Consider the following 24,866-nt stretch of genomic DNA (forward strand, 5'->3'; position numbering starts at 1 on the left):
CTCCTTGTGCGTCTTTAATGCAGAGCGCATTGATCAAGCTTAGGACAGAGTGGGTCGATGTCGGTGAGTGCCGCTTAGAACCTTTGGCGATGATCGAGACAATTGAATGCCGGCTGTGTGATATTTCACCTCGACAATGCCGCGCCGGGCACGATGCTCTTTATGGCTTCATTGAAAGTACCGGTTCAGTTCCGCTGGACGAAGGTAAATATGGAGCTGTGGGCGACATGAGTATTAAAGTTTAATCAATCTGTCAGAATGCGCACAATGCCACTGGTGTTTCCTACAGGGCAGAGTAAAAGCATCATTGTATGTCGATACGCTCCTGCTCGCCGAGAGCTTCCTGTAGAGGGATCTGGCGTGGAGTATAATTGGCAAAATAATAAGTTCTTGGCTGCTGAATGAGTGGGGCGTTTAAACGCGTTGTCTAATACGGCCGCCTTATGTAAACATTCTGCGTTGTTTTCAAAAGAAAACTGTCTATTGTAATTGTTTTGAAGATATTGATAATGCGTCGGTAATTACCACTCAGGGAATGAGTCATGCTCGACTATAAACTTGGTTGTCAGCTTGATGTTCAATGTTCTGCCTGCACCGTGTCGCGTCTTGAGCGACAGGCAGGTGACACACAATGAGCTCTATCCACGAACAGGCAATGAATTACGTCTATCAGCAAGTATTGCAACGTTTGCTGGGGTATTTCACCCGTGCGGAACGCACGGCATTGCAGTTGTTGATTCAGCGATTGATTGTCGCGGCTGGCGGGATCGAGCGGATTTCCGGTTTCAAGGTGCTGGTGGCGTTCGGCGGTGGCAAGGACAGTGCCTACACGCTGGCCTTTTTGCGCGCCGCCCAGTTGAGCATTGCCTGTCGATCGCCCGGTACGTTCAATTTGCGGGTCGCCAATCGACGCCACGCGGGAATGACACCCGCGGTGATGGATAACATCAACCGCACCTATTCAGCATTGTTTTTGTATGACGACCCGCGCGTCGAAACGCTGGTGATCGACAACCAGTACACCCAGGCCTTCGAGCCGGATCTGCCTTTTTCCAGCGCAGGGCGCGAGCAGAATCGCCTGGACATGCTGCTCGGTGGACATCTGTCCGCAGGTGACGCGCGCACCACGTTTTGCAATACCTGCTATCTGGGGCTGGCGGAATTTCTGGGGCGCGCGTTGAGCTGGGGTAACGGTGTCGATGCTGTGGTCAGCGGCGATTCACGCAGGGAGCAGCGGCAGTACGCGACGTGGATCATGCGTCTGGCCCAGCGCACCGGGCAGTACACGGGCAGTTGGGGCAACCAGACGCTGACTGGCGTACTCAAGGTCATCGACACGATCGGCCAGGCGTATTACCACGAACTGTACGGGGACGGCGAAGACAGCCCGCGGGCAAACCGATCCATAGCGGTTCCTGAAAAAGCCAACGCGCCAGCCTTTATCACCATCGCCGATCTGGTCAGTTGCAAGGCAGACGAGCACTGGAACCTGCTGACTGAATTCCTTGATTTCCGCTTCGATGATCTGTCGTTCAGCTTCAGTGAGTCCGATTGCGCCAATCCTTTGCTGATGGCTCATATGCGGGGCCTGACTGCGCAGTACCTGCAAGAGCGCAATTATGCCGACGGGATAGCCGAATACCTTGAGCTGGCAACATCGCTGATGCGCAGAAAGCAGATGCCGCCACGATTGATTGATCAGGCGCTCAGCGCTTATGCCGGGCGGGCGCGAATCGAGACGCGTCGCGAGCTGGCCTCAGGCTTCGCTCAGGAGGGGTTTGGCCTGAACGAGACTCAACTGGTCTGCATGCTGTTCTCGCCATTCGTCAATCAGGGCGATGGCCTTGAATCATTTCTGCGCCGCTGCCATCCCGGCATGCTGGTGGCACTGCCGGATCTGCACAAGGTGCTCTCGGGCTCGACGGCCCCGGATCAAGTGATGCAGTGGCTGGTGGATATCAGCGGTCTGAGCCTCCAATCGCTGCAAAACCTTTACGGCAAACAACGGGTGAACTTCGATGACCCGCATTCAATCATCGCCAGAATTCGCGCTGCCGATCCTGACAAACGCCGAATCATGACCGTTGACCCGGCGACCGGTCAGGCAGTGGTCGAGATGCTTTCCGGGCGCTGAACCGGTTTCGGATCATGGCTGCTGTCGGCAACCGGCATCAGTCATGTCGCGACTTTCTAAAGTCTGGTCTGGCTGAGCGGCGGATACCTGGATGAAAAACAACATGGATTTTGCTTACCAGGCGGTTTACCGCTATCTGGTGCGGCTGGTCGACCAGCAACAAGGCGAGCTGGCGCTGAAGATGCCATCACTGCGACAGCTGGCGCAGCGACTGAGCGTATCTATATCCACAGTACAAAGCGCCTATTCGCTACTGGAAAAGGAAGGGCGCGTCTATTCGCTTCCCAAGTCGGGCTATTACTCGGCACCGTGCAGCGGGAACAGGGCGGGGCGGGCATGTTCTGACAGCGATGGCGATCTGTTACACGTACTGTGCGATAACGCCAGTCGTCCGGGCATGTCGCTGCTGGGTTGCGATGAACCGACCCTTCTGCATGCACAGGAAAGTTCGCTACCGGCAATGGAGCGAGAACTGACTCGGCATTATCCGCGCCTGCGGGAGCCAGGTTTTCAGCCGTTTGGCGAGCCAGAGCTGCGCACCGCGTTGGCAGCCCGCTACACCCGCGATGCAGAACACTGCTGGCACGCTGACAATGTCTATATCGCCCCAGACCTGCATGGGGCGTTCAAGGCCGTTATCGAAACGTTGGGGCTGCGTGGCACTGTGGTGTTGGTGGAGTCGCCCTGCGCCTGGGCGTTGCTGCGCTTGCTGCAATCGTTCGACATTCGCGTTATCGAGCTGCCACTGGACGAGACCGGCAGCCTTGATCCTGCGCGACTCGATAACCTGTTGCGCGACAATGATATCCGGCTTGCCGTGTTGCCTTCTTTACTGAACCCGGTGCGAGGCAGCATGCGCCCTCCGGGTAACAGCGAGGCCGTTGCGCGAGCGTTAAATTGCCATCAAGTCTGGGTGCTGGAAAATGACAGCCATGCGGGTTTGCAATTTGCTTACGAGCAGATCCCTCTGCGCCACTGGGTTGACCCGCAGCGTCTGGTGATTATCGGCGCATTTGACAAGAGTCTTGGGCCTGAAGCCCCTTACGGCTATCTGCTGTGCAAAACCCTTGAGGTGCGCTGGCAGCAGTATTTTTGGCTGCGAGCATTCGAACTGCCGCCGATTCGTCAGCGGGCGATTGCCAGATTGTGCAGCAGTGGGCGTCTGGACAGGCAACTGGTGGCGTTGCGAGAAACGCTGGTCAGACGCATGCAGTCGATGACACAACAACTGGATGAACAGACGGGTGGAGCGTTGCGTTATCAGGTACCCGAGGGCGGCTGCGGCGTCTGGGCCGAGAGCATGCATCCCGTAGACATGCGCCAGGTCTTCGACAGGCTGCTGGCCCAGCGCATCGTCATTACTCCCGGCGAGCTGTTCAGCCTGCAAAACCGTTATGGGCAGCATTTATGGGTCAGCTACGCCATCGACTGGGGTCAGGATCCGGCCGCGCGCCTGGCCGCGTTGGGAGGAGCGTTAACGCAGGCGCGTCTGCACTAGGCACTGACATCGCAAGCCGTCGATCCATTTATGTTTGCCAGACGTGATTCAAGGCTGTTAACTGGACGCCTGTCCAGTATTCACAACCTACGGCTTCCCAGCGCAGTGACTCCGACCGCCCCTGTAAAACCCGATTCCGGGCAAGCCCTCATCAGCGACTCGCCTGCGCATTATGTCGTGGCCGTGCGCGCACTGTGCGAGTTCACCGCCAAGGTCGGCGATCTTGACCTGCGCTTCACACCATCACCCACGGCTCAGGAAGGGATTGCCGGACACCGCACGGTCGCGTCGCGTCGTGGCGCTGATTATCAGGCCGAGTTGTCGTTGAGTGGCGATTATCGCGAGCTGACGGTAAGGGGCAGGGCGGACGGGTACGACGCCGGTCGCAATCAATTGGAAGAAGTGAAGACCTATCGCGGCGAGCTGGATGCGATGCCCGCCAACCATCGTCGATTGCACTGGGCACAGGTGAAGGTCTACGGCTGGCTGCTTTGCCAGCGTCTGCAACTTGAACAAGTGACGCTGGCTCTGGTGTATTTCAACATTGTCAGCGAGCAGGAAACCCTGATTCGCGAGCCATTCAGTGCAACGACGCTGCAACAGTTCTTCGAGCAACAGTGCACGATATTCCTCGGCTGGGCGCAGCAACAGATGGCGCATACGCAGGCGCTGCACAAGACGCTGGGCAGCCTGAAGTTCCCTCACGCGTCCTTTCGAACCGGGCAACGGGTGCTGGCCGAGTCGGTGTACAAGGCGGTGAGCACCGGCTGTTGTCTGATGGCTCAGGCACCTACGGGCATCGGCAAGACGGTGGGCACGCTGTTTCCATTGCTCAAGGCGGCGCCCGGTCAGCAGCTTGACAAGATTTTCTTCCTCACCGCCAAGACTCCCGGGCGTCGGCTGGCACTGGATGCGCTTGAGGTCATCAATCACAGTGTGCCGGAGCTAAAGCTGCGGGTGTTGGAACTGGTGGCGCGGGACAAGGCCTGCGAGCATCTGGACAAGGCCTGTAACGGAGATTCCTGTCCACTGGCCAATGGCTTTTACGATCGTCTGCCAGCGGCCCGCGCCGCTGCACTTGAGTCGCCCTGGCTGAATCAGGCCAGCGTGCGCGAGGCCGCATTGCGGCATCAGGTCTGTCCGTATTACCTCAGCCAGGAACTGGCACGCTGGGCCGATGTAGTAATCGCTGATTACAATTATTACTTCGACCTCAGTGCGCTGCTGTTCGGCCTCGGCCAGCTCAATCAGTGGCGCGTGGCGGTGCTGGTCGACGAAGCGCACAACATGGTCGAGCGGGCCCGGCAGATGTACAGCGCCAGTCTTGATCAGAGCCAGTTGAAAGCCCTGATCCAGACGTCGCCCGAACCCGTTAAAAAAGCCTTGCAGCGTCTCGACCGGCAATGGAATGCGCTGCACAAAGTGCAGCCCGCTGCCTATCAGGCGTACTCGGCGGCACCGGAAAAACTCATCGGCAGCCTGAACCAGTGCATCTCGACCATTGGTGATCATTTCAACGAGCACCCGCAGGCAGTGGATGGCACGTTGCAGGGTTTCTATCTGGAAGCCATCGGCTTTGCACGCATCGCCGAGCTGTTCGACGAGCATTTTATATTCGACATCACCCGGCGCGAGGCGGGCGGCAAGCGCATTCTGTCGCGCCTCAGCCTGCGTAACGTGGTTCCAGCACGCTTCATCCGTCCGCGCCTGACCGCTGCGCGCAGCACCGTGCTGTTTTCCGCAACGCTCAACCCGCGGCATTACTATGCGGACCTGCTCGGGCTGCCGGTCAACACAGCGTGGATCGATGTGGAATCACCGTTTAGTCACGACCAACTCGACGTGCGGATTGTCAGCCGCATTTCCACCCGTTTCACTCATCGTCAGGCCTCGCTGGCACCGATTGTCGAGCTGATGGCGGAGCAGTTCGAAGCGCGGCCAGGTAACTACCTGGCGTTTTTCAGCAGTTTTGATTACCTGCAACAAGTGGCTGAACTGATGGCGCAGACTCATCCGCACATCACCCTCTGGCAGCAGGCGCGGGGCATGGGCGAGAGTGAGCGTCACGCGTTTCTCGACCGCTTTACCCTGAGCAGTCAGGGCATCGGTTTTGCCGTACTGGGCGGTGCCTTTGGTGAGGGTATCGACTTGCCGGGCGCACGGTTGATCGGCGCGTTCATCGCCACCCTGGGGCTGCCGCAGCTCAACCCGGTCAACGAGCAGTTCAAGCAGCGCATGGCTGCACTGTTCGGTGCTGGCTACGACTACACCTATCTTTACCCCGGCGTGCAGAAGGTGGTGCAGGCCGCGGGGCGGGTGATCCGCAGCCAGAGTGATCGTGGCGTGGTGATGCTGATCGACGATCGTTTTGCCGAGCACAAGGTCAAGCAGCTGTTTCCGGCGTGGTGGCGGCCTGAAACGTCAACGGCTTAGGGATCGATACTCAAGCAGCGCTGTCGAACTGCCAGTAAACTGCCGCATCGATTATGTTTTTACCTGCAGCAAGTCTTTATTTTTTCTCCGTATTTCATTTCTTAGTGGAGGTTGTATGAGTCTCAGTCCTTTCGCCGGCAAGCTGGCACCTGCGCAGTTACTGGTCGATATTCCGAGACTGGTCACGGCTTACTACACCGGTCAACCTGATGCATCGGTACCTGCTCAACGCGTTGCGTTCGGCACTTCCGGACATCGTGGCACGTCGTTCGATCTGGGCTTCAACGAATGGCACGTGCTGGCTATCAGCCAGGCGATCTGCCTGTACCGAAAGGCAAATGGTATCGACGGCCCTTTGTTCCTTGGCGCTGATACCCATGCGTTGTCCACGCCAGCCGCTGCCACTGCTCTTGAAGTGCTGGCTGCCAACGGCGTAGAGGTGATGATCTCGCAAGGCGATGAATACACGCCAACCCCTGCGGTGTCTCACGCCATCATCTGTTACAACCGTGGCCGTACTTCGGGGCTGGCTGATGGCATCGTCATTACGCCGTCGCACAACCCGCCGCAAAGCGGTGGCTTCAAGTACAACCCGCCCAATGGCGGCCCGGCTGACAGTGATATCACCAAGTGGATCGAGAACAAGGCCAACGAACTGCTGGCCGATAAAGTCACTGGCGTTTCACGCATCAGCCATGAAAAAGCGCTGCGTGCCGATACCACGCACCGCCATGATTACGTCAACACCTACGTGGCCGACCTTAAGAACGTGATCGACATGGACGCCATCCGCAATTCGGGTCTGCGTCTTGGTGTCGACCCGCTGGGCGGGGCCGGGGTGAGCTACTGGTCGGCGATTGGCGAGCATTACGGCCTGAATCTGGATGTGGTCAATAAATTTGTCGACCCTACGTTCCGCTTCATGACCGTCGACTGGGACGGCCAGATTCGTATGGACCCGTCTTCCAGCCATGCCATGCAGAGCCTGATCGGTCTCAAGGACCGTTATCAAGTGGCATTTGCCTGTGACCCGGATCACGACCGCCACGGCATCGTGACCCCGAGCGGTGGCCTGATGACGCCCAACAGCTACTTGGCGGTATCCATCGATTACCTGTTCCAGAACCGTCCTGAGTGGCGCGCCGATGCGGCAGTCGGCAAGACTGTGGTCAGCAGCGGCATGATCGATCGTGTGGCTGCGCGCCTGTGTCGACGCCTGTACGAAGTGCCGGTCGGCTTCAAGTATTTCGCGCAGGGCCTGTTCGAGGGTTCGTTGGGCTTTGGCGGTGAAGAAAGCGCCGGCGCCTCGTTCCTGCGCCGCGACGGTACGGTCTGGACCACTGACAAGGACGGTCTGATTCCGGCCTTGCTGGCTGCGGAAATGACTGCCCGTACCGGTCGTGACCCAAGCGAAACGTACAAGACCATGACCGACGAACTGGGCGAACCATTCTCGACTCGCGTCGACGCCAAGGCCAACCCGCAACAGAAGGCGCTGCTGAGCAAGCTGTCGCCGGAGCAGGTGACTTCCACCGAGCTGGCGGGGGAGCCGATTCAGAAAGTGCTTAGCAACGCGCCGGGTAATGATCAGGCGTTCGGTGGCGTGAAAGTCATGACTGAAAACGGCTGGTTTGCGGCACGCCCTTCAGGCACCGAGGACATCTACAAGATCTACGCCGAGAGTTTTGTCAGTGAAGATCACCTCAAGCGCCTGGTAGCAGAAGCTCAAGTGCTGGTGGACGGGGCGATTTCGCCGAAATAATCACTGCTTTCGTCAAGGCCCGAAAAACCTCGAACCTCAACCGGTTCGGGGTTTTTCAGCTTTTGACCTGTGGCTCAGTCGCGATAAAAGACCTGCACCAGGTGATAACCGAATTTGCTTTTGATCGGGCCGTGCACCACGCGTAGCGGCTTCTTGAAGATCACCTGATCGATGGCACCGACCATTTGCCCAGGCCTGACTTCGCCCAGATCACCGCCACGTTTGCCGGACGGGCAGCTAGAATGCTTTTTAGCCAGCACGTCAAACGCCTCACCCTTGGCAATGCGCAGCTTGAGCTGTTCGGCCTCTTCGGCGGTTTTCACCAGAATATGGCGGGCTTGGGCTTTCATGTCGCAATATCACCTGCTGCAAAAGGCTGCCATTATGCCTGCTCTCGCTGAGCGACGCCCGCGCGTCACGCGTGCCGTCATGACGGTCGTCGTCTATTTACTTCATTTTGTACGGTATTGATTATGGATTTTCCGGCGCTGTTGAAGATTCTGGCCAGTCAGGACGGATCGGACCTGTATCTTTCCACCGGAGCGCCTCCGTGCGCCAAGTTCAACGGCGTGCTCAAGCCGCTGGGCAGTGAAACCCTCAAGCCGGGCGAGGTGGCGGTGATTGCTCAGGGGCTGATGGACGAGGAGCAGAAGCTCGAATTCCTGCGCGAACTGGAGATGAACCTTGCTGTTTCGCTGGCGGGCATCGGCCGGTTCCGGATCAATATCTTCATGCAGCGTAACGAGGTGTCCATCGTCGCGCGGAATATCAAGCTGGATATTCCGCGTTTCGAGGACCTGTTCCTGCCGCCCGTACTGCTCGATGTGATCATGGAAAAGCACGGGCTGGTGTTGTTCGTCGGTGCCACCGGTTCGGGCAAATCGACCTCGCTGGCGGCGCTGATCGATTACCGCAATCGCAACGCCAGCGGCCATATCATCACCATTGAAGACCCGGTCGAATTTATCCATCGGCACAAGAAGTCCATCGTCAACCAGCGCGAAGTGGGGGTCGATACCCGAAGCTTCCGCGCGGCGCTGAAGAACACGTTACGTCAGGCTCCGGATGTGATTCTGATCGGCGAAATTCGTGATCGCGAGACCATGGAGCATGCGCTGGCGTTTGCCGACACCGGCCACCTGGCGATCTCGACCCTGCATGCCAACAACGCCAATCAGGCGCTGGACCGGATCATCAACTTCTTCCCGGAAGAGCGTCGTGCGCAGTTGCTGCATGACCTGGGCAATAACCTCAAGGCGTTCGTGTCCCAGCGGCTGGTTAGAACCCCGGACGGCAAACGTCGCGCAGCGGTGGAGGTGATGATGGGCACGCCGACCATTCGCGACCTGATTCAGCGCAATGAACTGACCGAACTCAAGGGCATCATGGAGAAATCCGGCAGCCTCGGTATGCAGACCTTCGACACGGCGTTGTTCAATCTGGCCGTCGAGGGGGCGATCAGCGAGGAGGAAGCGCTGAAGAATGCCGACTCGCAGAACAACGTTCGTCTGCGCCTCAAACTGCACAGTGAAGGCGGAGTCGCCAGCCTGACGACGCCGCCCCCGGCCCCGATCGGCAGCAGCACGGCAAGTACCGCCGAGTGGGGGCTGGTCGATGACGACGCGCCGGGGCCGCAGGCGTAAATCGGTGAAGCTCCTGCGCCCTCCGGGCAGAAGCTTCGTTGTGGACCAGATTATTCAGGGCGCGCAGCAGCCAGCAATTCCTGTGTATAGGGGTGCTGCGGTGATTCGAAAACATCGTGGCTGGCACCGCGCTCGACAACCTTGCCGTCCTTTACCACGATGACATCATGGGCGAGCGCCTTGACCACCGCCAGGTCATGACTGATGAACAGGTACGTCAGGCCGTGCTTTTCCTGAAGCTCGCGCAGCAGTGCGACGATTTGTTTCTGCACGGTGCGGTCCAGCGCCGAGGTAGGCTCGTCGAGCAGAATCAGCGCGGGTTTCAGCACCAGCGCCCGTGCAATGGCGATACGCTGACGCTGGCCACCGGAAAACTCATGGGGGTAGCGATGCCGGCTCTGCGGGTCGATGCCGACTTCTTCAAGCGCCCGAATGACTTCGGCATCGCATTTGGCAGAGGCGAACTGGCTGTGCACCTCAAGTCCTTCACTGATGATCTGCGCCACTGACATGCGCGGGCTGAGGCTGCCGTAAGGGTCCTGAAAGACCACTTGCATCTCTTTACGCCACGGGCGCATCTGTTTCTGACTCAGGCCGTCCAGCGCCTGCCCGCGGAAGCGGATACCGCCGCGTGATTCCAGCAGGCGCAGGATCGCCTGGCCCAGTGTCGACTTGCCGGAACCTGATTCGCCAACGATACCGAGGGTCTTGCCGCGCTCGATACTCAGGCTGATGTCATCCACCGCCTTGAGGTACTCCTTGTGCCGCCGCAGAATGCCGCCGGTCAGGGAGAACCAGACTTTCAGATTATCGACCTGCAGAACCGTTTCCCGCGTGTCGCGTGGCAGCGGCTCGCCCGCAGGTTCGGCATCCAGCAGCAGGCGGCTGTAAGGATGCTGCGGCGATTTGAACAGCGACTTGCAATCGGACTGCTCGACAATCTCGCCGGCACGCATGACGCAGACGCGCTGCGCCACGCTATGAACCAGATTGAGATCATGACTGATCAACAGCAGCGACATGTCCAGGCGCTGCTGCAGCTCCTTGAGCAGCAAGAGGATCTTGCGTTGCACGGTGACGTCCAGTGCAGTGGTCGGTTCGTCGGCAACCAGCAGTTCCGGCTCGCATGCCAGCGCCATGGCAATCATCACCCGCTGGCGTTGGCCTCCGGACAGTTCGTGCGGGTAGGCTTTCAGGCGTTTTTCCGGCTGCTGAATGCCGACCATTTCCAACAGTTCGACAATGCGCTTCTGCGCTTCACGGCCACTGATGCCGCGATGCAGCAGCAGCGTCTCGCCTATCTGTCGGGCCACGCTGTGCAGCGGGTTCAGCGAGGTCATCGGTTCCTGGAAAATCATGGCAATGCGGTTGCCACGCAGCTCGCGCAGGGTGCGCTGGTCGGCACCCACCAGTTGTTGACCCCGGTAGGTGATGCTGCCAGTGGTCAGCGTACCGTTGTGCGGCAGCAGTTGCAGGATCGAGTGCGCAGTGACGGACTTGCCGGAGCCGGATTCACCCACCAGCGCCAGGCATTCACCGCGGCGTACGTCCAGGCTCAGGTTGCTGACGACCTTTTGCCCGCTGAACGCAACGCTCAGGTCGCGGATTTCGATCAGGTTTTCCGGCATATCAGGACCTCGGGTCAAAGGCATCACGCAGCGCCTCGCCTATGAATACCAGCAGCGTCAGGATCAACGCGAGGGCAAAGAACGCTGTCAGGCCCAGCCAGGGCGCTTGCAGGTTCTGCTTGCCCTGGGCGATCAGTTCGCCCAGTGAAGCGCTGCCCGCTGGCATGCCGAAGCCCAGGAAATCCAGAGCGGTCAGGGTCGAAATGGCACCGGTGAGGATGAACGGCAGATAGCTCAGCGTCGCAGTCATCGCGTTGGGCAGGATGTGACGCATGATTATCTTCCGGTCCCCCAGGCCCAGTGCACGCGCTGCCTTGACGTACTCCAGGTTGCGGCCACGGAGGAACTCGGCGCGCACGACATCAACCAGCGTCAGCCAGGAAAACAGCGCCATGATGCCCAGCAGCCACCAGAAATCGGGTTCGACGAAGCCTGACAGGATGATCAGCAGGTACAGCACCGGCAAGCCGGACCAGACCTCCAGCAGACGTTGACCGAGCAAGTCTACCCAGCCGCCGTAATAGCCTTGCAGCGCGCCGGCAGAGATGCCGATCAATGCACTGATGAAGGTCAGCACAAGGGCAAACAGAATTGAAATACGTGCACCGAAAATCACCCGAGCCAGTACATCGCGCGCCTGATCGTCTGTACCCAGCCAGTTGCTTGCAGAGGGTGGGCTAGGCGCTGGTGTCGTCAGCTCATAGTTAGGTGTGTCGTCACTGAACGGGACTGGCGGAAACAGCATCCAGCCGTCGCCCTTGGTAATCAGCTGGCGCACATAGTCACTGCGGTAATCCGGCTGGAAGGGCAGCTCGCCGCCAAATTGCTGCTCGGTGTAGCGTTTGAATACCGGAAAGTAGAGCGAGTGCTGGTAACTGACCATCAGCGGTTTGTCATTGGCGATCAGCTCACCGCCCAGAGTCAGGGCAAACAGCGCGCAGAACAGCCACAGTGACCACCAACCCCGGCGATTGCTGCGAAAGCGCTCCAGACGGCGACGGGCCAGCGGCGAGAGGCTACGCATCATGCATTCCTCGCGCTGAAGTCGATTCGGGGGTCAACCAGCGTGTAGCAGACATCGCCAATCAGTTTTATCAGCAGGCCGAAGACGGTAAAGATGAACAGCGAGCCGAACACCACCGGATAATCCCGCGAAACGGCCGCTTCATAGCTCATGCGGCCCAGGCCATCCAGCGAGAAGATCACTTCGATCAGCAGCGAACCGGCAAAGAACACGCTGATGAACGCCTGCGGAATACCCGACACAACCAGCAACATGGCATTGCGAAACACATGGCCATAGAGCACGCGCCGCTCGCTCATACCCTTGGCGCGGGCGGTAGTCACATACTGACGGGTTATTTCGTTGAGAAAGGAATTTTTGGTCAGCAGGGTCAGTGTGGCAAAACCGCCGATCACCAGCGCTGAAACAGGCAGCACCAAATGCCAGAAATAGTCAGCGATCTTGCCGACGGTGGTCAGTTGCTCGAAGTTGTCCGAGACCAGCCCGCGCACCGGAAACCAGTTCAGTGACGTGCCACCGCAGAACACCACCACCAGCAGCATGGCGAACAGGAAGGCTGGCGTGGCGTAACCGATGATGATCGCGGTGCTGCTCCAGATATCGAACTGACTGCCATGTTTGACCGCTTTGCGAATACCCAGCGGGATGGATACCAGGTAGGTCAGCAACGTCGCCCAGAGGCCCAATGATATGGAGACCGGCATTTTTTGCAGAATAAGGTCGGTCACCGTGGCTCCGCGAAAGAAGCTGTTGCCGAAATCCAGTCGGGCGTAACTCTTCAGCATCAGCCAGAGCCGCTCATGCAAGGGCTTGTCGAAACCGTATTGATGTTCGATCTGTTTGATCAGTACCGGGTCCAGTCCTCGGGACGCTCGGGAGTGTCCGGCATCGGCCGATTCGCTCGCCCCCGCGCCCACGGTCGCACCGCCAATTCCCTGCAAGCGCGCAATAGCCTGTTCGACAGGGCCGCCCGGCGCGGCCTGCACGATGAAAAAATTGACCAGCAAAATGCACAGCAGAGTAGGGATGATCAGCAGCAGGCGACGCAAAATATAGCCGAGCATTCAGTGCATCTCCGAAACGATGGCTGAAGCACCGCGTTTTTCAGCGAACTGCTCATTGGTCAATGGCGTCGGGCTGATTTCCCACCATGTTTCGATGGCTTCATTGTTGCTGGCCTGGATTTTCGGAATGCCGAAACGGTTCCACCAGACGGTGGAGGAGCCTGGCGGGTAATAGTTGGGAATCCAGTAGTAGTTCCACTGTAGTACCCGGTCCAGGCAATGTGCATAGTCGGTCATGGCCTGCTTGTTGTCGGCCTTGAGCAGGCCTGCAATCAGGGTGTCTACGGCGGGGTCCTGAAGTGCCATGTAATTGCTGGAACCTGGGTCCATCGCTACTTTCGAACCAAAGCTGTTGTATAACTCGGCCCCGGGCGAGGTAGATACCGGGTAGCCGGTGACAATCATGTCGTAATCGCGGGCCATTACCCGGTTGAGGTATTGCGCGGAATCGATGCGACGAATATCAAAATGAATGCCGATCTGCGCCAGTGTGCGTTTGTAGGGCAGCAGCATCCGCTCGAAACCATTCTGTGCGTTGAGAAACGTAAAGCTGAAGGGTTCGCCCTTTGCGTTAACCAGTTGGTCGCCCTGTGGCGTCCAGCCAGCCTCTTTCATCAGCGCCAGTGCTTGCAGTTGCTTGTCGCGAATGAAGCCTGTGCCATCGGTTTTTGGCGTCTTGAACACGCTGTCGAACACCTGTTCGGGGACCCTGCCACGCAGCGGCTCAAGGATTTTCAGTTCGGCGGGAGTAGGTAATTCGCTGGCAGCCAGCTCCGAGTTGGAGAAGAAGCTGTCCTGGCGAATGTACATGTTGCGCATCAACTGCCGGTTGGTCCATTCGAAGTCCCAGAGCAACGACAGCGCCTGGCGCACGCGGCGATCCTGAAACATCGGTCGGCTCAGGTTGAATACGAAGCCCTGTGAGCTTTGCACCGCGCCCTTGGCCAGTTGGGCCTTCTGCAAGCGACCGTCACTGAGTGCCGGGCCGTCATAGCGAATTGAATAGCCGGTCGCTGAAAACTCGCGGTTGTAGTCGTAGGCCCCGCCCTTGAGAACCGTGCGTGCCACGTCAATGTCGCCGAAATACTCGATGCTGAAGGTGTCGAAGTTGTACAGGCCTTTGCTGACCGGCAGGTCTTTTCCCCACCAGCCTGGGTCACGTTGAAACGTGACGGTGCGCCCCGGGTCGACACGGCTGATGGTGTAAGGCCCGCTGCCCGGAGGAACTTCAAACCCCGCGCCACTGGCGAAGTCGCGGGATTTCCACCAGTGTTCGGGGAATACCGGCAGTGAAGCGAGGTCCAGGGGCAGGGTGCGGCTGTCGCTGTGCTTGAAGTCGAAACGGATCTGCAAGGGGGATTCGACTTCCAGGCCTTTGACCGCCTCAAACTGGGTCCGGTATTGCATGTTGCCTTGGGTCATCAGCAGTTCGTAGGTGTACTTGACGTCGTCGGCGGTAATCGGGGTGCCATCCGCGAAACGCGCCTTCGGGTTGAGGTAAAAGCGCAAGGAAAGGCCGTCTGCACCACGCTCCATTTTCTCGGCGACAAGTCCGTAGACCGTATAAGGCTCATCCATAGAGCGTATGGCCAGCGGGGCATAGAGCAGGCCATTGATCTGCGAAACCCCCATACCTTTGTCGGTAAACGGCATCAAGTGATCGAACTGACCTATTTCAATGGCCGAGCGGCGCATGCTGCCGCCTTTCGGGGCGTCCGGGTTCACATAATCGAAATGTTTGAAGTCGGCAGGGTAGCGCGGGGCCTCGCCGTAAACGGTCAGTGCGTGTTGTGGTGCTGCAGACAGCGATTGAACAACGCCAACGAAGGTCAGCGTCAAGGCGAGCAATGATGGAAAAACAAAACGCATGACTCGAATCCTGACTGACGTTCGCAAGCGAATGTCAGGGTTAAAGGCGACTGACTGTAAAGGTATGGCGAAATCCCGGCAGCGCTCATGCACCTGCGTCGCGGTATCTTCTACAGACAAATGGTCGCTTCGCCAAGCCGCTACGAGCAGGCAACGGTATTACCGGCCACCTGCAAAAACGGCCCATCCGAAGATGAGCCGTCTGGTACTCAGCGCAGCAGGATCAGTCCTGGCGGCTGGTCACTTCCAGCAGGTGGTAACCGAACTGAGTCTTTACCGGACCCTGAACGGTGTTCACTGGTGCACTGAATACGACAGTGTCGAATTCCTTGACCATCTGGCCTGGACCGAACGAACCCAAGTCACCGCCCTGACGGCTGGATGGGCAGCTGGAGTTTGCCTTGGCGATTTCAGCGAAATCAGCGCCGCCTTCGATCTGAGCCTTGAGTTCGTTGCATTTTTCTTCGCTCGAAACAAGGATGTGGCGGGCAGTGGCTTTAGCCATGGGGAATAATCTCCTGTGAAAAAAAAGAAACAGCCTACCGGATTCAGTGCGGTATTTCCCGACAAAGTTCCTTCGCTCTGTTTATCTGTAACGCAGACGGTCAACCGCGCGACGCAATAGCTGTTCGGTGCCTTCCCAGCCAAGGCAGCCATCGGTGACCGAAACGCCGTACTGCAGCGTCCCGCCCAATGCCTGGCAGCCGTCGAATAGGTGGCTTTCGATCATCATGCCGATCAGTGAGGTATTGCCGGCCAGGCGCTGTTCAAGAACATCGTTAAAGACGTGGGGCTGGCGTGACGGGTCCTTGCCACTGTTGGCGTGGCTGCAATCGACCATGATTCGCGATGCGATATTGTTTTTGGTCAGGCTGGCCTGCACCCGAGCGACACTCTGGCCATCGTAGTTGGGGCCGCTGTGGCCGCCGCGCAGCACAATGTGAGTGTCCGGATTGCCCTGCGTCTGGATGATTGCCGGATGACCGTGACCGTCCATGCCGAAGTGGCGATGCGGATGCGCCGCTGAACGCATTGCATCGCTGGCCACCGCGACGCCACCGTCAGTGCCATTCTTGAAGCCGACTGCCATGGGCAGCCCGCTGGCCATTTCCCGATGGATTTGCGACTCGGTGGTACGTGCGCCGATCGCGACCCAACTGAGCAGGTCATCGAAATAGCCCGCGGCCATGGGTTGCAGTATCTCGGTGGCAATCGGCAGACCCATTTCCAGCATGTCACGCATCAGTTGTCGCGACAGCGTCAGGCCTTCAGCCATATCGTCACTGCCGTCCAGATGGGGATCGTACGCCAGGCCTTTCCAGCCCACTGTCGTGCGCGGTTTTTCGACGTAGGCGCGCATCACCAGCAGCATCTGATCACTGACTTGTGCCGCAAGGCCGGCCAGTCGCTCGGCATATTCACGAGCAGATTGCGGGTCATGGATCGAGCAGGGACCCACGATAACGAGCAGTCGCGAGTCTTCACCTTCAAGGATGGCGCGTACGGCGCGGCGATGGGCAGCAACCTGTTCGGTCAGCGCTGCATTCAGTGGCAGGCGCATTTTCAGTTCAAGCGTGCCGGGCAGGCGTTTTGAGGAGAGGCTATTGTCTGCCAGAGCAACGGCATGGCTGGACAGGTCGGACGGTTTTACGGCAACGGACGAATTCATATTCTGGCTTCCTGGGCTGGCGGTGCAGTACCGCGCAGACCTACTGGGGTGTTCGACAAAGGGCCGTATTGGCCGGGCGTTTGTGGTTGCCACTTGGCAGTGACCGAACGGAGGCGGCAGGCTGTCCCGAACGGAGATGGCTAAATCGCCAGGCGAAGTCGATGTCGTTGCGGTAATAAGTGGCGTAGTTCATGTCGTAGTCCTCAATGTGCAGCGTGATATTTATGAAGGGTTGAAAATACCTGGCCCTGAAAAAACAAAACCCCCGGTCGGGAAGCCGACCGGGGGTAGAGAATTCTCTGGTTGGCGTCCCCTTGAAGTGGGCGCCGGGTGGGTATCAGGCGCGCCAGTGGCTAAACCAATACCCATAATAAGAGTTGAGCTGAACAGGAGCATTCACCGAGGCAACCCGCACAGCCACAGCGCATGCACGGCAGGAAATGCCGGTAGCCGCTTGAAGCAGTGATGAAGTGGATTGCAGCATGGTGGGTCTCCGTTGATTGCTCCGAAGCTTACTTCAGGAGCGGCGGCGCATTCAATTGGAAAATTCAATCACCAGGATTATCAATGGCTACGAGCATTGACGTGGTGGTCCAGAGGGCGAGGGGTAAACCGCTCAACGGCTGATGACAGTTACCTGGCGGCAGGCTATGGTGCGGCCAGGCTTCTACATATTGCGCCTGCAGTCTCCGGCAGGATCAGCTACTCTTCACCCATTACTTCTTCCTGCGGGGTTTGCATGTTCGGGATGGTCCCGATCTTCATGCCCAGCAATACGGCTACCTTATGCGCTTCACCGCGCCTGCCTTTCTTGCGGCCTGCCAGCACCTGGTAAGTTGTCGCCGGATCAATGCTGTTTTCCCGAGCGAATTCCTGAACAGATTTTCCCTGTTGTTCGAGCCAGGCCTTGGCTTGTGCGGCGGTGCGTATTCCGGGCATAGTTCAAAACCGTTCAAATCTATTCAATTCCGCGGGATTCTAACATTCGTTAGGATGGCTTTAACAGGATCATAGATTCAAATGAGTGGAATCGGTTGTCGGCTGAGAAAAGAACGAGAGCGTCTGAGCATGTCTCAGCGTACCTTCGGTGAAATAGGGGGAGTTGAGGCTAACGCCCAGGGAAAGTATGAAAATGGTGATCGTGCGCCCAAGGCCGATTACCTGGCTGCGGTGGCGGCCAAAGGTGTGGATGTGCTCTATGTGCTGACGGGAGCGCGCACGCCGGTGCCGATTGACAACCTCAGTGTGATCGAAGAAAAGATTCTGGGTAATTACCGGGTGTTGGCCAAGGATGATCAGGATGCGATCAGGCGTTTGACGACGACCATTGCCGAGCTTTCCGCTCCTGAAAAGCTTCCTTAGGGTAAGCATTGCGAGGCGGACATGCAGCCTGCTTTCCTGCGGCCTGCGGGTTTTTTTCCGTCGTTCTCGAAGCACCCACCGTCAAGTTGTCGAGAGTCTGAGTTCGCAGTGCTAGGTCTGACTCATTGTTTTTGTTATGGTGATTGGCATTCGTTATGACCGTTGCGCGAGGTGTCTGCTTGATTAAGGTGCTAGTTGTCGATGACCATGATCTTGTCCGGACAGGCATCACACGCATGCTGGCCGACATAGACGGTCTGCAGGTTGTCGGGCAGGCTGATTCCGGCGAGGAATCACTGAAGAAGGCGCGCGAGCTCAAGCCTGACGTTGTACTCATGGACGTCAAGATGCCGGGCATCGGTGGGCTGGAGGCGACGCGCAAGATGCTGCGCAGCCACCCTGATATCAAGGTCGTCGCAGTCACTGTCTGTGAAGAAGACCCGTTTCCGACCCGTTTGCTGCAGGCAGGTGCTGCCGGCTACATGACCAAGGGTGCGGGGCTTGCCGAAATGGTCCAGGCCATTCGCCTGGTGTTTGCCGGTCAGCGTTACATCAGCCCGCAGATTGCCCAGCAGCTGGCCTTGAAGTCGTTTCAGCCGCAGGTCAACAATTCGCCGTTCGATCTGCTTTCCGAGCGTGAAATCCAGATTGCCCTGATGATTGTCGGCTGCCAGAAAGTCCAGACCATCTCGGACAAGCTGTGCCTGTCACCGAAAACCGTTAATACCTACCGATACCGTATCTTTGAAAAGCTCTCGATCAGCAGTGATGTTGAACTGGCTTTGCTCGCTGTACGTCACGGCATGGTTGATGCCAGCGCCTGAACATGACCCAGACTTTCGATCCAAGTGCATTTCTCGCGACCTGTAGCGGTCGTCCCGGCGTCTACCGTATGTTCGACGCCGAAGCCACACTGCTTTACGTCGGCAAGGCCAAGAACCTCAAGAAGCGTCTTGCCAGCTATTTTCGCAAAACCGGACACGCGCCCAAGACCGGAGCGCTGGTGTCGCGCATCGCCCAGATTGAAACGACCATCACGGGCAACGAAACTGAAGCGCTGTTGCTGGAGCAGACCCTCATCAAGGAGTGGCGGCCGCCCTACAACATTCTGCTGCGTGACGATAAGTCCTATCCCTATGTGTTTCTGTCCGATGGTAACTACCCGCGACTGAGTATTCATCGGGGAGCCAAAAAGGCCAAGGGCCGTTATTTCGGGCCTTACCCGAGTGCCGGCGCGATTCGCGAGAGCCTTAGCCTGCTGCAGAAGACCTTTCAGGTGCGGCAGTGCGAGGACAGCTACTTCAAGAACCGCACACGTCCTTGCCTGCAATACCAGATCAAACGTTGCAAAGGGCCGTGTGTCGGGCTGGTCGAGCCTGAGGTGTATGCCGAGGACGTACGTCACTCGGTGATGTTTCTCGAGGGACGCAGCAATGCCCTGAGTGACGAACTGAACGCCTCCATGGAAAAAGCCGCGATGGCGCTCGACTTCGAACGCGCAGCCGAGTTGCGCGATCAGGTCGCCTTGTTGCGCCGCGTCCAGGATCAGCAAAGCATGGACGGCGGTACCGGCGATGTCGATGTGGTCGCCGCGTTCGTCAACCCTGGCGGTGCCTGCGTGCACCTGATCAGCGTGCGGGGCGGGCGGGTGCTGGGCAGCAAGAACTTCTTCCCGCAGGTCGGCATAGAAGAGGAGGTCGGCGAAGTGATGTCGGCATTCCTGGCTCAGTATTTCCTCGGCGGCATCGACCGTGAGCTGCCCGGCGAAGTCATCGTCAATGTCATCAACGACGATTTCCCTGCGTTCGTCGACGCCGTCGAAGAACTGCGCGGCGTCGAGATGGTTATCAGTCATCGCGTGCGCGGCACCCGGGCGCGCTGGCAGCAAATGGCGGTCACCAATGCCGAGCAGGCACTGACTGCGCGGCTGGCCAACCGTCAGCATGTTGCGTCGCGGTTCGAAGCGCTGGCCAAGGTGCTGGGGCTTGAAGAACCGCCAATGCGCCTCGAATGCTACGACATCAGCCACTCCAGTGGTGAGGCGACCGTAGCGTCCTGTGTGGTGTTCGGTCCGGAAGGCCCGATCAAGTCCGATTACCGGCGTTTCAATATCGAAGGCGTAACGGCGGGCGACGACTATGCCGCCATGCACCAAGCGTTGACCCGACGTTACAGCCGCATCAAGGCCGGGGAGGGCAAGTTGCCGGATGTGCTGCTGGTGGACGGCGGCAAGGGCCAGATGTCCATGGCCCGTGATGTGCTCAATGAATTGCAGGTGCCTGATCTGATTCTGCTCGGTGTCGCCAAGGGCACCACGCGCAAGGCGGGCTTTGAAACCCTTTACCTGAACGACGCGGCACATGAATTCACGCTGCCCGGCGATTCTCCGGCGTTGCACCTTATTCAGCAGATTCGCGACGAGGCCCACCGCTTCGCAATCACCGGTCACCGCGCGCGGCGCGGTAAGACCCGGCGCACCTCGACCCTTGAGGGTGTTGCAGGCGTCGGGCCGACCCGGCGTCGTGACCTGCTCAAACATTTCGGCGGATTACAGGAATTGTCCCGTGCCAGCATCGATGAAATCGCTAAAGCACCCGGAATCAGTAAAAAGCTGGCAGAGTCGATTTATGCAAACCTGCACAGCGAGTAGAATGCCCGCTCACCTCGTAGCCAGTTGTGCCGATGAATATCCCTAATCTGATCACCGTACTACGCGTTTTATTGATTCCGATCTTCATTTTGCTGTTCTACATGCCTTATCACTGGAGCTACATGGCCGCCAGTGCAGTCTTTGCGTTCGCTGCGGCGACCGACTGGCTCGACGGGTATCTGGCCCGCCGTCTTGAACAAAGTACGCCCTTTGGCGCCTTTCTCGACCCGGTAGCAGACAAACTGATGGTGGCCGTTGCACTGGTGCTGCTGGTTCAGGCGCATGCCAATCTGTGGTTGACGCTGCCCGCAGCGGTGATCATCGGTCGCGAAATCGTCATTTCTGCACTCCGCGAATGGATGGCGGAAATCGGCGCGCGTGCGCAGGTTGCCGTTTCCAATATGGGCAAATGGAAAACGGCGGCGCAAATGCTCGCGCTGGTCATTCTGCTGGGCAACCCACCTGCGATCACGATCTGGGTGATTCTCGGCTACGCATTGCTGCTCGTTGCAGCGGGGCTGACCCTGTGGTCGATGGTGCAATACCTCAGAGCCGCATGGCCGCACCTCAAGACTACGGCAGAAAAAAAATAAGTTTTTGAATCAAGGGCTTGACGCAGCTTTCTGAAACGCTAGAATAGCGCCCGTCATCAAGACAATGCGGGAATAGCTCAGTTGGTAGAGCACGACCTTGCCAAGGTCGGGGTCGCGAGTTCGAGTCTCGTTTCCCGCTCCAAATATAAATCCATGTATGCACAAGAGGCATATGGGATTAACAAAAAAGACGCTTAGGCGTCTTTTTTCGTTTTTGCGGTAAATATCCCGGGTTTACTTTCTTGTGATGTACTTCTGCTTGTCTGAAGCGGTTTTGGCGTCCGAAGCCATATAGCCATCGCCACTTCAAGCAGTCGAAGGAACAGTAGACCGGCTGGAGGCCATTGTCGGGCACCCGCTGCGCACCTACGAAGACTTCGTCAAGGAAGCCACTGTCGGTTGAATCGCCGGCAGGGCAGCCATCCTGCCGGGTAAGAAACCCGGCAGTCAGTGCTTTAGTAGTTCACTCAGGCGGCATCGTTATTGGCAGACTGTACCCAGCGCACACCTTCTACGCCAGTGTCGATACCCGGCTTGGCAGCCCATGCCATGCGTTGCCTCTGAACTTCGAAACTCATCTGGCCAGGGCGTCCATCCCACCATTCGATACTCGCCTTCCCGACTACTATTTATAATGTTGCTCGAACACCGCTACCTGCTCCGGTGTAATGAGTTGGAAGGGCACCCAGACCTCGGCGTCGACCGGCTCGCCTTTGATCATTTTTATGGCCGATTGCAGAGCTGTGGTCGCCTGGGCTTTCGGGTCTTGAAACACCGAGGCTGCCAGCATTCCACGTTTGATTGCCGCCAGGCCATCAGGCAAGCCGTCAATGCCTACAATTGCAACTTCCCCCTTCGCTTTGCCAGCCTGTTGTAACGCCATGGCGGCGCCGATGGCCATCTCGTCGTTATTGGCCACGATGGCATCAAAGGTTCTGCCCGCCAGTAGCCAGTTACTGGTCAGGTCCATGCCTTTGTTACGTTGCCATTCCGCTGTTTGCTGCTCGACGATCGTTATGCCCGGATAGTCCTTGAGCACCTGTTTGACGCCTTCGCTGCGGTCGTGTGTCGAGTTCTGCGCAAGGTCACCCATGATGAGCGCGATAGTACCTTTGCCTCCCATCTTTTCTGCCAGATAGCGCATCTGCAATTGTCCTGCCTCAATGTCGTTGGACGCCACGGTGGTAACGCCCTTGGGCAAGACGCGCTCATCCGGGTGACGGTTGACGTAGACAAGCGGCATCTTTGCCTCGACCGCTGCGCGGGTCATATTTGCCGTGGCGGCGGTGTCCACCGGCAAGACGATAACCGCATCCACTTTCTGGCTGAGAAAGCCCTGAACCTGATTGATCTGGCGAACAACATCGCCTTGAGCGTCCTCGAACTGGAGCTGCACATTCTCTTTTCTGGCAGCTTCTTCCAGACCGCTGCGCACATAGGTCATGAAGTTATCGTCGACTCTGGCGATCGTGACGCCAATTCGGTAGCTCGCAGCAGCCCATTGGCTGGAAACCAGTAACAGCACGGCGATAAACAGTTTGCAGAAGGGCATGAGACGTTTCCTTTTGTTGTTATGTGTGACGTTCACCAAGACCTGTCATGAACGTTTCCAGCGCTTTTCACGAGAGCTTGCCAAGGTGTTCCTCAAGCCAGGGTGAAGGCTTTTTTGAAGCGTTCCAGTGCTGCTTCGCTGTTGCCACTGGCCCAGCCTTCAAGCCCGACGACACCCGTGTAGCCCATATCGAACAACGCTCTGGCAATGGCGGGATAATGAATTTCACCCGTACCAGGCTCTTGGCGACCTGGGACGTCGGCGACCTGGATTTCTCCTATAGCGCTGCCTGAGCGCTGGACGAGTTCGATCAGGTTTCCTTCGCCGATTTGCGCGTGATAAAGGTCCAGGTTCATTTTCAGGTGCGGGCTGCCCACGGCTTCGATCAGGGCCAATGTGTCTTCAGCGCGAGCGAACGGGGTGCCGGGGTGGTCGACCTCGGTATTCAGGTTTTCCAGCAAGAATACCCGGCCTGCCTCTTCGCCAAGGCGAGCGAGTTTTTCCAGCGTTTTGCAGGCACTCAGCCACATGCGTCCATTGACATGAGCCACCGGATTGACGGGCAGACCTTTGTCGTCAAGGCCCGTGCCATGCAGGTTCAGGCTCGGGCAATTGAGCCGGGCGGCAACCGCGAGGGATTCGCGTGCGCTGTCCAGCAGGTGCTGGATTGCGTCGGCATCGGTCAGATTGCCGTGGGTGTAGCCGGTCATGGAGGTGAAATTCGCCCCTGTGGCAGCCAGTGCTGCGATGTCCTTATTGGCCCAGCTCCATATTTCGGCGCTGAAGCCCAGCTCGTGAATACGCCTGACACGCTCGGTGAAGGGTAAATCCAGGAACACCATCTCGGCGCTGACCGCTAATGTGAAAGGTATGGAGCTCATGCGTCGACTCCTCGTGACACTGCTACCGGTCGGCCTTGCTGGAACGACTCGATGCAGGCGCGGGCAATGGCCAGCGCCGCTCGGGCATCTTCGCCACTGGCCAGGGGGGTGGCCCCGGTACGCAGGCAGTCGGCAAAATGATTGAGTTCGGCGATGTAGGCGTCACGCAGCAGGTCGGTGTCCAATCGTTGGGAGTCGGCCTGTATGCCATTGGCCAGATAACGGGTCAGATCAGATTCACTGACGTTGCCCATAGTCAACATGCCGGCACTGCCGAAGACCTCGCCCCGGACGTCGTAACCGTAGACCGCCTGAAAGCTGGCTTCAGCGGTGGCAATGGCACCGTTGTCGAAACGGATCATCACCACCGCTGTGTCCAGAAACCCATTGTTCTTGTAATCCGGTGCAATCAGCGCATCAGCCATAACGAACACGCTGACTGCCTCGGCACCGGGGTTCAGGTAGCGCAGGGTATCGAAGTCATGAATCAGCGTTTCAAGAAAGATCACCCATTGCGGCGAGGCTGCCGGATTGTTCAGCGCAGGATCTCGGGTTAACGAGCGCAACAGTTGCGGTGTACCTATACGCCCCTCAACCACGTTCAGATGAGCCGTACGAAAGCTTTTGGCGAAGCGACGGTTGAAACCGACTTGCAAGGGCACGCCGGCATCGGCGGCCGCAGCGATAGCGCGGTCGGCTTCCTCGAGAGTGATCGCCATGGGTTTCTCGCAAAAAACGCCCTTGCCGGCCCGCGCCGCGCTGATGACCAATTCTGCGTGGCTGCGCGCGGGGGCAGCGATCAGCACGCCATCCAGGTCTGGGTCGTCCAGCAATTGCTGAGGGTCGGTGTAAACCCGATCTACCCCTAACTCTGCGGCCAGACGCGACGCCTGGCCCGGAGTGGGGTCGGCGATGGCTGCAAGGCAGGCACCGGGAATATGGTGGGCGGCGGTCTGGCCGTGGAAGCTGCCCATGCGACCGGCGCCAATCAGACCAAGGCGGAGAATTTTTTTGCTCATGAAATAACCCTTTTTAATTGTTGTTCGATTATTTTCCGGCCGTAAGCGCGCCGGGCAAAGGGGGGAGAGCAAAGGCCATGCCATA

Annotated in this window: 21 protein-coding genes and 1 tRNA gene; 11 read left to right on the forward strand and 11 right to left on the reverse strand. The window is 58.2% G+C overall.

What is annotated here, in order from left to right; genetic code table 11:
• Positions 1-17: 17 nt before the first annotated feature.
• The 5 genes from RYA97_RS10635 to pgm all read left to right on the forward strand — a co-directional run bounded on the left by RYA97_RS10635 (position 18) and on the right by pgm (position 7,827).
• Positions 18-245, forward strand: a complete 228-nt coding sequence (locus RYA97_RS10635) for a hypothetical protein (RefSeq protein WP_135187567.1) — start codon at positions 18-20, stop codon at positions 243-245.
• A gap of 386 nt (positions 246-631) precedes the next feature.
• A complete protein-coding gene (locus RYA97_RS10640; protein WP_010197391.1) occupies positions 632-2,134 on the forward strand; it encodes a hypothetical protein in 1,503 nt (500 codons plus the stop codon).
• A 91-nt stretch (positions 2,135-2,225) separates the two neighbouring features.
• Positions 2,226-3,632, forward strand: coding sequence for a PLP-dependent aminotransferase family protein (locus tag RYA97_RS10645; RefSeq protein ID WP_005776978.1), 1,407 nt, complete (start codon positions 2,226-2,228; stop codon positions 3,630-3,632).
• Between the two features lie 105 nt (positions 3,633-3,737).
• Positions 3,738-6,065, forward strand: coding sequence for an ATP-dependent DNA helicase (locus RYA97_RS10650; RefSeq protein ID WP_005776979.1), 2,328 nt, complete (start codon positions 3,738-3,740; stop codon positions 6,063-6,065).
• Positions 6,066-6,180: 115 nt separating this feature from the next.
• Positions 6,181-7,827, forward strand: coding sequence for a phosphoglucomutase (alpha-D-glucose-1,6-bisphosphate-dependent) (gene pgm / locus RYA97_RS10655; RefSeq protein WP_005746410.1), 1,647 nt, complete (start codon positions 6,181-6,183; stop codon positions 7,825-7,827).
• Between the two features lie 74 nt (positions 7,828-7,901).
• On the opposite strand, the gene RYA97_RS10660 is transcribed toward pgm, so the two are convergent.
• Positions 7,902-8,177: a peptidylprolyl isomerase gene (locus RYA97_RS10660; RefSeq protein WP_002553334.1), complete on the reverse strand. Its 276-nt coding sequence runs from the start codon at positions 8,175-8,177 to the stop codon at positions 7,902-7,904.
• A gap of 123 nt (positions 8,178-8,300) precedes the next feature.
• Here RYA97_RS10660 and RYA97_RS10665 point away from each other — a divergent pair, with 123 nt between their 5' ends.
• On the forward strand, positions 8,301-9,470 hold the full coding sequence (locus RYA97_RS10665) for a PilT/PilU family type 4a pilus ATPase (protein ID WP_054071721.1): 1,170 nt from the start codon (positions 8,301-8,303) through the stop codon (positions 9,468-9,470).
• 50 nt (positions 9,471-9,520) lie between these two features.
• Here RYA97_RS10665 and RYA97_RS10670 read toward each other — a convergent pair whose 3' ends face one another.
• The 7 genes from RYA97_RS10670 to RYA97_RS10700 all read right to left on the reverse strand — a co-directional run bounded on the left by RYA97_RS10670 (position 9,521) and on the right by RYA97_RS10700 (position 17,663).
• Entirely contained in the window at positions 9,521-11,098 is a 1,578-nt protein-coding gene (locus RYA97_RS10670; protein WP_117139349.1) for an ABC transporter ATP-binding protein, read from the reverse strand.
• Position 11,099: 1 nt separating this feature from the next.
• Entirely contained in the window at positions 11,100-12,122 is a 1,023-nt protein-coding gene (locus RYA97_RS10675) for an ABC transporter permease (protein WP_054097554.1), read from the reverse strand.
• Positions 12,122-13,186 (reverse strand): microcin C ABC transporter permease YejB, encoded by a 1,065-nt coding sequence (locus tag RYA97_RS10680; RefSeq protein ID WP_117139348.1) that lies wholly within the window; start codon positions 13,184-13,186, stop codon positions 12,122-12,124. The genes RYA97_RS10675 and RYA97_RS10680 overlap by 1 nt, the downstream gene beginning before the upstream one ends.
• Positions 13,187-15,055, reverse strand: coding sequence for an extracellular solute-binding protein (locus RYA97_RS10685; protein WP_117139347.1), 1,869 nt, complete (start codon positions 15,053-15,055; stop codon positions 13,187-13,189).
• Positions 15,056-15,278: 223 nt separating this feature from the next.
• A complete protein-coding gene (locus RYA97_RS10690) occupies positions 15,279-15,560 on the reverse strand; it encodes a peptidylprolyl isomerase (protein WP_002553340.1) in 282 nt (93 codons plus the stop codon).
• Between the two features lie 81 nt (positions 15,561-15,641).
• Entirely contained in the window at positions 15,642-16,724 is a 1,083-nt protein-coding gene (locus RYA97_RS10695; RefSeq protein ID WP_117139346.1) for a 3-deoxy-7-phosphoheptulonate synthase, read from the reverse strand.
• Positions 16,725-17,426: 702 nt separating this feature from the next.
• Complete coding sequence (locus tag RYA97_RS10700) at positions 17,427-17,663, reverse strand: DNA-binding protein (RefSeq protein WP_002553342.1); 237 nt, start codon at positions 17,661-17,663, stop codon at positions 17,427-17,429.
• A 129-nt stretch (positions 17,664-17,792) separates the two neighbouring features.
• Between RYA97_RS10700 and RYA97_RS10705 the strand changes: the two genes are divergently transcribed.
• The 5 genes from RYA97_RS10705 (at position 17,793) to RYA97_RS10725 (ending at position 21,471) form a co-directional block, all read left to right on the forward strand.
• Positions 17,793-18,086 carry a helix-turn-helix domain-containing protein gene (locus RYA97_RS10705; protein ID WP_005746418.1) on the forward strand — a complete coding sequence of 98 codons (294 nt, stop codon included), beginning with the start codon at positions 17,793-17,795 and terminating at the stop codon, positions 18,084-18,086.
• Positions 18,087-18,265: 179 nt separating this feature from the next.
• Positions 18,266-18,910: a UvrY/SirA/GacA family response regulator transcription factor gene (gene uvrY / locus RYA97_RS10710; RefSeq protein WP_002553344.1), complete on the forward strand. Its 645-nt coding sequence runs from the start codon at positions 18,266-18,268 to the stop codon at positions 18,908-18,910.
• Positions 18,911-18,912: 2 nt separating this feature from the next.
• Positions 18,913-20,736 carry an excinuclease ABC subunit UvrC gene (gene uvrC, locus RYA97_RS10715; RefSeq protein WP_117161887.1) on the forward strand — a complete coding sequence of 608 codons (1,824 nt, stop codon included), beginning with the start codon at positions 18,913-18,915 and terminating at the stop codon, positions 20,734-20,736.
• 32 nt (positions 20,737-20,768) lie between these two features.
• Positions 20,769-21,329 carry a CDP-diacylglycerol--glycerol-3-phosphate 3-phosphatidyltransferase gene (gene pgsA / locus RYA97_RS10720; protein ID WP_002553346.1) on the forward strand — a complete coding sequence of 187 codons (561 nt, stop codon included), beginning with the start codon at positions 20,769-20,771 and terminating at the stop codon, positions 21,327-21,329.
• A gap of 66 nt (positions 21,330-21,395) precedes the next feature.
• Positions 21,396-21,471: transfer RNA gene (locus RYA97_RS10725), tRNA-Gly, on the forward strand.
• Positions 21,472-21,954: 483 nt separating this feature from the next.
• On the opposite strand, the gene RYA97_RS10730 is transcribed toward RYA97_RS10725, so the two are convergent.
• The 3 genes from RYA97_RS10730 to RYA97_RS10740 all read right to left on the reverse strand — a co-directional run bounded on the left by RYA97_RS10730 (position 21,955) and on the right by RYA97_RS10740 (position 24,781).
• A complete protein-coding gene (locus RYA97_RS10730) occupies positions 21,955-22,881 on the reverse strand; it encodes a sugar ABC transporter substrate-binding protein (RefSeq protein ID WP_005732034.1) in 927 nt (308 codons plus the stop codon).
• A 92-nt stretch (positions 22,882-22,973) separates the two neighbouring features.
• Positions 22,974-23,762, reverse strand: coding sequence for a TIM barrel protein (locus tag RYA97_RS10735; RefSeq protein ID WP_005746422.1), 789 nt, complete (start codon positions 23,760-23,762; stop codon positions 22,974-22,976).
• On the reverse strand, positions 23,759-24,781 hold the full coding sequence (locus RYA97_RS10740; protein WP_016980673.1) for a Gfo/Idh/MocA family oxidoreductase: 1,023 nt from the start codon (positions 24,779-24,781) through the stop codon (positions 23,759-23,761). The genes RYA97_RS10735 and RYA97_RS10740 overlap by 4 nt, the downstream gene beginning before the upstream one ends.
• Between the last annotated feature and the right edge of the window lie 85 nt (positions 24,782-24,866).

The sequence above is a fragment of the Pseudomonas syringae group sp. 26L6 genome, assembly GCF_032587815.1.
Classification (GTDB): domain Bacteria; phylum Pseudomonadota; class Gammaproteobacteria; order Pseudomonadales; family Pseudomonadaceae; genus Aquipseudomonas; species Aquipseudomonas amygdali.

Coding starts and splice junctions, on each gene's coding strand:
- RYA97_RS10635 (WP_135187567.1), top strand. CDS start 18: ATGCAGAGCGCATTGATCAAGCTTAGGACAGAGTGGGTCGATGTCGGT.
- RYA97_RS10640 (WP_010197391.1), top strand. CDS start 632: ATGAGCTCTATCCACGAACAGGCAATGAATTACGTCTATCAGCAAGTA.
- RYA97_RS10645 (WP_005776978.1), top strand. CDS start 2,226: ATGAAAAACAACATGGATTTTGCTTACCAGGCGGTTTACCGCTATCTG.
- pgm (WP_005746410.1), top strand. CDS start 6,181: ATGAGTCTCAGTCCTTTCGCCGGCAAGCTGGCACCTGCGCAGTTACTG.
- RYA97_RS10660 (WP_002553334.1), bottom strand. CDS start 8,177: ATGAAAGCCCAAGCCCGCCATATTCTGGTGAAAACCGCCGAAGAGGCC.
- RYA97_RS10665 (WP_054071721.1), top strand. CDS start 8,301: ATGGATTTTCCGGCGCTGTTGAAGATTCTGGCCAGTCAGGACGGATCG.
- RYA97_RS10670 (WP_117139349.1), bottom strand. CDS start 11,098: ATGCCGGAAAACCTGATCGAAATCCGCGACCTGAGCGTTGCGTTCAGC.
- RYA97_RS10675 (WP_054097554.1), bottom strand. CDS start 12,122: ATGCGTAGCCTCTCGCCGCTGGCCCGTCGCCGTCTGGAGCGCTTTCGC.
- RYA97_RS10680 (WP_117139348.1), bottom strand. CDS start 13,186: ATGCTCGGCTATATTTTGCGTCGCCTGCTGCTGATCATCCCTACTCTG.
- RYA97_RS10685 (WP_117139347.1), bottom strand. CDS start 15,055: ATGCGTTTTGTTTTTCCATCATTGCTCGCCTTGACGCTGACCTTCGTT.
- RYA97_RS10690 (WP_002553340.1), bottom strand. CDS start 15,560: ATGGCTAAAGCCACTGCCCGCCACATCCTTGTTTCGAGCGAAGAAAAA.
- RYA97_RS10695 (WP_117139346.1), bottom strand. CDS start 16,724: ATGAATTCGTCCGTTGCCGTAAAACCGTCCGACCTGTCCAGCCATGCC.
- RYA97_RS10700 (WP_002553342.1), bottom strand. CDS start 17,663: ATGCCCGGAATACGCACCGCCGCACAAGCCAAGGCCTGGCTCGAACAA.
- RYA97_RS10705 (WP_005746418.1), top strand. CDS start 17,793: ATGTCTCAGCGTACCTTCGGTGAAATAGGGGGAGTTGAGGCTAACGCC.
- uvrC (WP_117161887.1), top strand. CDS start 18,913: ATGACCCAGACTTTCGATCCAAGTGCATTTCTCGCGACCTGTAGCGGT.
- pgsA (WP_002553346.1), top strand. CDS start 20,769: ATGAATATCCCTAATCTGATCACCGTACTACGCGTTTTATTGATTCCG.
- RYA97_RS10730 (WP_005732034.1), bottom strand. CDS start 22,881: ATGCCCTTCTGCAAACTGTTTATCGCCGTGCTGTTACTGGTTTCCAGC.
- RYA97_RS10735 (WP_005746422.1), bottom strand. CDS start 23,762: ATGAGCTCCATACCTTTCACATTAGCGGTCAGCGCCGAGATGGTGTTC.
- RYA97_RS10740 (WP_016980673.1), bottom strand. CDS start 24,781: ATGAGCAAAAAAATTCTCCGCCTTGGTCTGATTGGCGCCGGTCGCATG.